This is a genomic window from Scytonema sp. UIC 10036, assembly GCF_009725235.1.
This window is the reverse complement of sequence record NZ_WJFC01000092.1, coordinates 40,774-47,663: the sequence shown is the minus strand read 5'-3', so window position 1 is coordinate 47,663 and position 6,890 is coordinate 40,774. Positions and strand designations below refer to the sequence as shown.

The 6,890-nt window shown below is 43.6% G+C and carries 7 protein-coding genes, 1 tRNA gene and 1 riboswitch; of the genes, 4 read left to right on the top strand and 4 right to left on the bottom strand.

The window, feature by feature from the left end; genetic code table 11:
• Positions 1-47: 47 nt before the first annotated feature.
• Positions 48-1,406, bottom strand: coding sequence for a hemolysin family protein (locus F7734_RS33770; RefSeq protein WP_166482314.1), 1,359 nt, complete (start codon positions 1,404-1,406; stop codon positions 48-50).
• A gap of 122 nt (positions 1,407-1,528) precedes the next feature.
• Positions 1,529-2,227 (bottom strand): hypothetical protein, encoded by a 699-nt coding sequence (locus F7734_RS33765; RefSeq protein ID WP_155748898.1) that lies wholly within the window; start codon positions 2,225-2,227, stop codon positions 1,529-1,531.
• Between the two features lie 203 nt (positions 2,228-2,430).
• On the opposite strand from F7734_RS33765, the gene F7734_RS33760 reads away from it, so the two are divergent.
• A tRNA-Ile gene (locus tag F7734_RS33760) sits at positions 2,431-2,503 on the top strand.
• 189 nt (positions 2,504-2,692) lie between these two features.
• Here the strand turns inward: F7734_RS33760 and F7734_RS33755 are convergent.
• The gene (locus F7734_RS33755) at positions 2,693-3,124 is read right to left on the bottom strand and encodes a hypothetical protein (protein WP_155748902.1); all 432 of its coding nucleotides are present in this window, start codon (positions 3,122-3,124) and stop codon (positions 2,693-2,695) included.
• 103 nt (positions 3,125-3,227) lie between these two features.
• Between F7734_RS33755 and pyrE the strand changes: the two genes are divergently transcribed.
• Positions 3,228-3,851 carry an orotate phosphoribosyltransferase gene (gene pyrE, locus F7734_RS33750; RefSeq protein WP_155748897.1) on the top strand — a complete coding sequence of 208 codons (624 nt, stop codon included), beginning with the start codon at positions 3,228-3,230 and terminating at the stop codon, positions 3,849-3,851.
• A 125-nt stretch (positions 3,852-3,976) separates the two neighbouring features.
• On the opposite strand, the gene thiC is transcribed toward pyrE, so the two are convergent.
• Entirely contained in the window at positions 3,977-5,353 is a 1,377-nt protein-coding gene (thiC, locus tag F7734_RS33745; protein ID WP_155748896.1) for a phosphomethylpyrimidine synthase, read from the bottom strand.
• 9 nt (positions 5,354-5,362) lie between these two features.
• Positions 5,363-5,459, bottom strand: a riboswitch (TPP riboswitch).
• A 427-nt stretch (positions 5,460-5,886) separates the two neighbouring features.
• Between thiC and F7734_RS65585 the strand changes: the two genes are divergently transcribed.
• Both F7734_RS65585 and F7734_RS33740 read left to right on the top strand, forming a co-directional pair.
• On the top strand, positions 5,887-6,021 hold the full coding sequence (locus F7734_RS65585) for a hypothetical protein (protein ID WP_279239792.1): 135 nt from the start codon (positions 5,887-5,889) through the stop codon (positions 6,019-6,021).
• Positions 6,022-6,179: 158 nt separating this feature from the next.
• A complete protein-coding gene (locus F7734_RS33740) occupies positions 6,180-6,767 on the top strand; it encodes an rRNA large subunit pseudouridine synthase E (protein ID WP_155748895.1) in 588 nt (195 codons plus the stop codon).
• Positions 6,768-6,890 lie beyond the last annotated feature (123 nt).

The following is a 6,890-nucleotide window of genomic DNA, read 5'->3' as shown; positions in this document are numbered from 1 at the left end:
CCCTTGTCCTCCTTGTCTCCTCCTCTCCCTTGTCTACCCTCTACCCCCTACTCCCTACTCCCATCCTCAAGTCGCCGTATCTGTACTTGATGCAAACGAGGTCCGCTAACTGACACTACTGTAAATTCAAGATTGTCATACAGGAAGGTTTCGCCAAGAATAGGAATTTTTTGCAATTGGTAAAGCAAAAAACCCCCTAAAGTTTGATATTCTCTGTTCAATGGCAAATGAAAATGCAAAACCTCATTGAGGTCTTCTAGATTGATTTGTGCCTGCACTAGAAATGTTTGTTCATCCAAAATCTCGATTAGCAAATCATTTGTATTTTCTGATTCTTCCGGTTCGCCAATAATCTGGGCGATAACATCATGAATGGTCAGCAGTCCCACAGTACCACCAAATTCATTCACGACTATCACCATTGCTGGTTTTTCCTGCTGCATCACTGGCAATAGTTCACTTAATGGGGTGTGTTCTGGTACAAATCTAGCAGGGCGCAACCAAGGCTGAATTTGCGTTTCTAAGGTCAGTTTTCCTACTGTTAGGGGTTTTACCAAGTCTTTGAAGTAGACAAGACCCCGAATATCATCCAAAGATTCACCAGCGACTGGGTAGCAAGAGTGACCGGTGGCTACCATGCTTTGCAAAAAAGTGATGAAAGTGGCATTTTTGGGTAGCGCTATAATCCTAGGACGCGGAATCATAACTGTTTGTACGGTCACTCCCCCAAATTCAAAGACGTTATTCAACCATTCTCTTTCTTCCTCCTGCAAACCCGTAGATTCTCGTTCTGTAGAAACGATCAGTTGCAGTTCTTCAGGCGTTACGGGGGATCGCCAGCTTTGACCTGTATATTGAATACCCAATAATCTCAATAACCAGCGAGTGGATTGATTGAGTATCCAAACAAAGGGGTTAAAGAATCTGACAATTGCTCTAATAGATGGTCCCAAAAACTTAGCTAGCTGTTCTGAGTACAGCATAGCAACCGATTTGGGGCAAAGTTCTCCCAAAACTATTTGTAAGTAGGCAATGAAAACAAAAGCAGTTGGGATTGATAAAGAATGGGCAACTATGCCACTCATACCATGAGGTAAAGGCAAAGATAGCAGCCATAATTGGATTGGGGTGACAATTGTACTTTCCCCAATCCAACCAAGTGCCAAGCTTGAAAGGGTGATGCCTAATTGTGTTGTAGATAGCAATCGATCAATGCTGCGTTGCAAACTCTCAACTGCGATCGCTTGTATATCTCCTGACTCAACTAACTGACGGATACGCGATCGCCGCAATGTGACCATTGAAAACTCAGCTGTTACAAAAAATGCATTGATAGCAATGAGCAGCAGTACTGACAACAACCGCAGCCCTACATCTGTCCAACTTAAATTCGGAAAACCACTCACGCCCAAGCTCGTGTTAAACTGACGCCCCTAATGAAAATTTGTGTTAGTTAGTAGTTAGTAGTTAGTAGTTAGTAGTTAGTAGTTAGTTGTACAACTAACTACTAACTACTAACCACTAACACTTATCTATTTACAGGAATATTAGATACCTGTAGCTTCAGCGTTTGCTCCGGATAGTCCGTTAGAGAAAGTGAAATATTTTTCACATCGTCAAGCACAGCTGAAGGAATGCTTATCGTACCAGAATATGTTGGTCCGTTAGCAGGTAGTTCTGAAGGCAATCCCTCCGTACTGGCGCTTAATGTTCGTCCTTTGTCATCGGAAACATCTAAGAAACTGTACAAGAAGCGCACGGAATCCTTACCCTTGTTCTGCATCTTCACCCTTAAAAGCAAGGCACCCCCAGAATAGCGAGCAGATTGTACTGACATACTGACACCTTCGCTTTCCGAATTCACTGGAAATCCTTGCTGTGGCTTTTCTTCAGCAACTTCTACAGGTTTTTGCTCTGGTTTAAGCCTGGTGTTTTTCGTTTCCTCATTGTCTTTATCTAGCTTTACGATTTTAGTAGCTTTTTTGCCGTCAATCCTTGCCTTGACAAGTTTTAGAATTTCATCTTCCCTAAGCAGTGCGACCCCTGCTTGCTGTGCAGTAGCTGACTTACCGATGGTGAACTTAGGAGTAGGACGGGCATCAGGTGTAGTCACACCTTTTAAAGCAGCGCTACCCAAAGTAAAACCCCAAAAGGCGCTTATAGAACCAGCCCCCAACATTAAGATTAACAAAATCAAAGTTAAAAGTACTGTAGAATTCAGTTTCATAAGATATAACTCAAAGAATACTGGTATATTCAAAAATATTGAAGTTATTAACTTCAAGCTGAAAAGCACATAATCAATATTAGTCTGCCCTGTGTTACTGTCAAATTATTATGTAGTATAAAAATCTGATATGATTCCAATTTAATATGTTCCCTCTGAGTTGTCATGTTTTGCGAACATATGCTATGCTTAATAAGATTTAACCAGGGTTGGCCGAGCGGTTGAGGCAGCGAACTCATAATTCGCCCCAGGCAGGTTCAACTCCTGCACCCTGGATTTAGTTATTAGTCATTTTTCCTCTGTCATTTGTCCTTTGTATAAACATTAATGACACTTGACCAATGACCAATGACAAATCCCTCGTTCCCAGCCTCAGGCTGGGAATGCCTTCGCCGAGGCTCCGCCTCGCGCATTCGGGTAAAGGTGCATGACAAGAGTGGAAACGAGAGAACCGAGGAACGATCGCTATCGTGGAGAGTTAGTTTCAAATCTAAACTCAGTTCCCGTTCTGAGCTTGCTAGAGTTCAGTGCAGGGGACATCAGTACAGACGAAGTGTAAGGATTTGGTAAATCTGGAGTCCGAATATAGGGATCGTGAGTTGCTTGCTGGTTAAGAGCATCGCGATACAGGATATTCATTAATTCAGCATCTCGCGCAATTTCATGTTCTGGAAATGAATTGCGTAGTAAAGACCCTTTACCCAATATGAAGTCTATCTGACGCCAGATGGACTGGTTGCGATAAAAATTGGGGTCATTTTTGAAAAAAGCCCGTTCAAAGACATCGTTGGTTGATTCATAGTCAGGTGTTTCAGTTTCGGCGGTGACAACAGCTGGGAAACTTATAGTAGCAAGTAACACCAATAAACCACCAAGGGACTTAAATTTTTTACTCATCATTCATCGCTCCTCAACATTTGTGCGAATTTTAACTTATGCTTAATTTCAGAACTCTTCAGAGTTCATCCTCTTGGTGTAGCATAATTTTTTACCTGCTGTCATGACTTATCAAGCCGAAACATTTACCCAGTCAACTATCTGGGCTGCTACTACTGATTTGGCAACCCTACGCCAACACTTGCTCGATTTATTCTGTCAACTGGCATATCAGGAGGGTGACTTTGTTCTAAGTTCCGGGCAACAGAGTTCTTACTACATCAACGGCAAACAAGTTACGCTGCATCCTCAAGGTGCATTGGCAATTGGTCGTCTTCTTCTATCACTTCTACCAATAGATACGCAAGCAGTTGCGGGTTTAACATTGGGAGCAGATCCGATTGTCAGTGCGGTGAGTGTTGTTTCTGCCTATGAAAATAGACCAATTCCAGCGCTTATAGTTCGCAAAGAAGCAAAAGGACACGGAACGAGAGCGTATATTGAGGGTCCTAATTTACCGGAAGGTGCAAAAGTCGTCGTTTTAGAAGATGTTGTAACTACAGGAAAATCCGCTATGAAAGCCGTTGAACGGTTGCAAGCTGCAGGGTACGCTGTGAATCGCGTGATTTCGTTAGTCGATCGCAAACAAGGCGGAGCGGAATTTTATCAATCTGTAGGGCTGCAGTTTGAAGCCGTGTTCTCAATTGAGGATATTCAACAGAGGTATCGGGAGTTAGTTGGTGGTTAGTTGTTGGTGGTTAGTAGTTAGTAGTTAGTAGTTGGTTGCTAAGAACCACTAACCACTAACAACTAACAACTAACCACTAACTACTAACTACTAACCACTAACTACTAACTACTAACCACTAACAACTAACCACTAACCACTACCTTATCCTTTGCCAAAAACTTCTCAAGTTCTGTGAGTGCATCAGCATCAACTTTAGTTTGCATCGGGCAGAACTTGGGACCGCACATCGAACAAAACTCAGCCGTTTTGTAGATGTCAGCTGGTAAGGTCTCGTCATGATATTCTTTGGCTCTGTCGGGATCGAGAGATAATTCAAACTGACGGTTCCAGTCAAAATTATAACGAGCATGGGAGAGTTGATCGTCTCTGTCTCTTGCACCCTGACGGTGTCTGGCAATATCAGCTGCATGAGCTGCTATTTTGTAGGCAATTAAACCGTTGCGTACATCTTCGGCGTTGGGCAAACCCAAGTGTTCTTTTGGTGTAACATAGCACAGCATAGCTGTTCCGTACCAACCAGCCATTGCAGCCCCAATTGCGGAAGTAATGTGGTCGTAACCGGGGGCAATATCGGTTACCAACGGTCCCAGTACGTAGAAGGGTGCTTCAGAACACTCTTCCATTTGTTTCTTGACATTAAACTCAATCTGATCCATTGGAACGTGTCCCGGACCTTCGACCATGACTTGTACGTCATGTTCCCAAGCTTTGCGAGTCAATTGTCCTAAGGTTTTTAGTTCTGCTAGTTGTGCTTCATCAGAAGCATCATGGAGACAACCAGGACGCAGTGAGTCTCCCAAGCTGAATGACACGTCGTATTTCTTAAAAATCTCAATGATGTCTTGGAAATGGGTGTAAAGCGGGTTTTGCTTGTGATGGTGCAGCATCCACTTTGCCAAAATACCACCACCGCGAGAGACTATACCCGTGATGCGATTTTTTACCAAAGGAAGGTACTCAATTAAAATCCCGGCGTGGATAGTCATGTAATCGACTCCCTGCTGGGCGTGTTTTTCTATGACTTGAAGAAAGTCGTCTGGTGTCAGGTTTTCCATTTTACCGTAGACACTTTCCAACGCCTGATACACTGGTACAGTTCCAATTGGTACTGGTGAAGCGTTAATAATGGCAGTGCGAATTTCGTCCAAATTACCACCACCAGTGGATAAGTCCATGACAGTATCAGCACCGTACTTCACAGACAAATGCAATTTTGATAACTCTTCCTCAATATTGGAAGAGTTGGGAGACGCGCCAATGTTAGCATTAACCTTACATTTGGAAGCAATGCCAATACACATTGGTTCCAAATTGGTGTGGTTGATGTTAGCTGGAATAATCATGCGTCCCCGTGCCACTTCGTCCTTAATCAGATCGACGGGAAGATTTTCCCGTTGGGCAACATAGTGCATCTCTTCGGTGATGACACCCTGACGGGCATAATGCATTTGTGTTACATTGCTATGCCCATGCCGCTTGGCAACCCATTCTGTCCGCATATATTTGATTACCTCTATAAACAGCTTCCCTCCGCCGGTATTACCCGGATTCAGGTTTTAAGGGTGTAATCTCAGCCTTTTCATGCAGGCACCCCTAGCTTGTGTAGAAGATTCTACCACGACCAGTGAACAGTGACCAGTGACCAGTGACCGGCGATCGGTGATAGTTTCTGTTATTCAAAATTGAAAATTCTTGATTTTTTCTTGTAGAATATTGCTCCTAGCCTGTTTTGTGGAACGGACGGGTGAGGAGGCCCAACCTACAAGATAGAAAATTTAAGTAAGATAGCAAGAAAATACATAAATGTGTAAATAAACTTAAAATTCTGCCAATTTCGTTTGTAGTAGCGCTGTCTATGCCTGCGGCACGCCCTGGGCGAACGCATGCATTTTGACTACAAACCCATAATTATTGTTGGTGCCGACTTACCTATTTTTTGAAAATCCCTGAGTGGAGTTGATGTCATAATAGAGTCAGAAACATCATCCTTTGAATGTAGGATTGTCTGGAAGATTTCAGTATTCTCCCAACGTTGAGTAACAACAAATTTCTTACTCGTGCTTTACAATGTGAATTAGCTGCTCAAAAACTAGCAGAAATTGATGCTGCTTTTACCAAAATGGCAGAAGATGACAGAAGCACTGGCGATCGCACGCGAGTTGGCTAAATCTGACTGGGAAGCGTTTCAGATAGGTGAATCTTAGGGAGATAACGTTGTGCTAACTTTCCGCGAACTGCTTATAAATTTATAACATTAAGTAAAACAGAAGCTGGTGTTTCGGGCTAATTCTTGCCCTATGCCCAATACCCCATGCCCAGTGCCCCATGCCCACTTCCCACCGATATATCATATTTAACAAGCCATACGGAGTCCTCTGCCAATTTACCCAAGACACGCCCGATCGCAGTACTCTAAAGGACTATATAGACATTCCCGACGTATATCCTGTGGGGCGTTTGGATTGGGATAGCGAGGGATTATTGTTTTTAACCAGCCACGGGCAATTACAACACCGCCTGAGCGATCCTCGGTTTGGACACGAACGGACTTACTGGGTACAAGTGGAACGAATTCCCGATGCTCCGGCGTTGACTCAGCTTGAGAAAGGTGTGGTGATTCAAGACTACCGGACTCGCCCTGCTAAAGTCCTCTTGTTATCTGTAGAACCCGATCTACCAGAACGGAATCCGCCTATTAGATTTCGTAAGAACGTGCCAACTGCTTGGTTAGAAATGACTTTGACGGAGGGCAAAAACCGCCAAGTACGACGAATGACGGCATCTGTTGGCTTTCCAACTTTGCGGTTGGTGAGGGTGAGTATCAATCACTTAAGTATACATGGGTTGCAACCCGGTCAGTGGCGAGATTTGACTTCAGAGGAATTAAAAATTTTGTTTAGATCTGTCTCATAAATTGGGAGGCGGAGCCTTCCCTAAGGCATTCCCAGGCTGAGCCTGGGAACGAGGCGAATCTTACAAGTTAAGATCGCGCCACTCACCAATATCTTGAGTAAAATATATAGCAATCTTATTGGC

Coding starts and splice junctions, on each gene's coding strand:
- thiC (WP_155748896.1), bottom strand. CDS start 5,353: ATGCGGACAGAATGGGTTGCCAAGCGGCATGGGCATAGCAATGTAACA.
- F7734_RS33740 (WP_155748895.1), top strand. CDS start 6,180: ATGCCCACTTCCCACCGATATATCATATTTAACAAGCCATACGGAGTC.
- pyrE (WP_155748897.1), top strand. CDS start 3,228: ATGACTTATCAAGCCGAAACATTTACCCAGTCAACTATCTGGGCTGCT.
- F7734_RS33755 (WP_155748902.1), bottom strand. CDS start 3,124: ATGAGTAAAAAATTTAAGTCCCTTGGTGGTTTATTGGTGTTACTTGCT.
- F7734_RS33765 (WP_155748898.1), bottom strand. CDS start 2,227: ATGAAACTGAATTCTACAGTACTTTTAACTTTGATTTTGTTAATCTTA.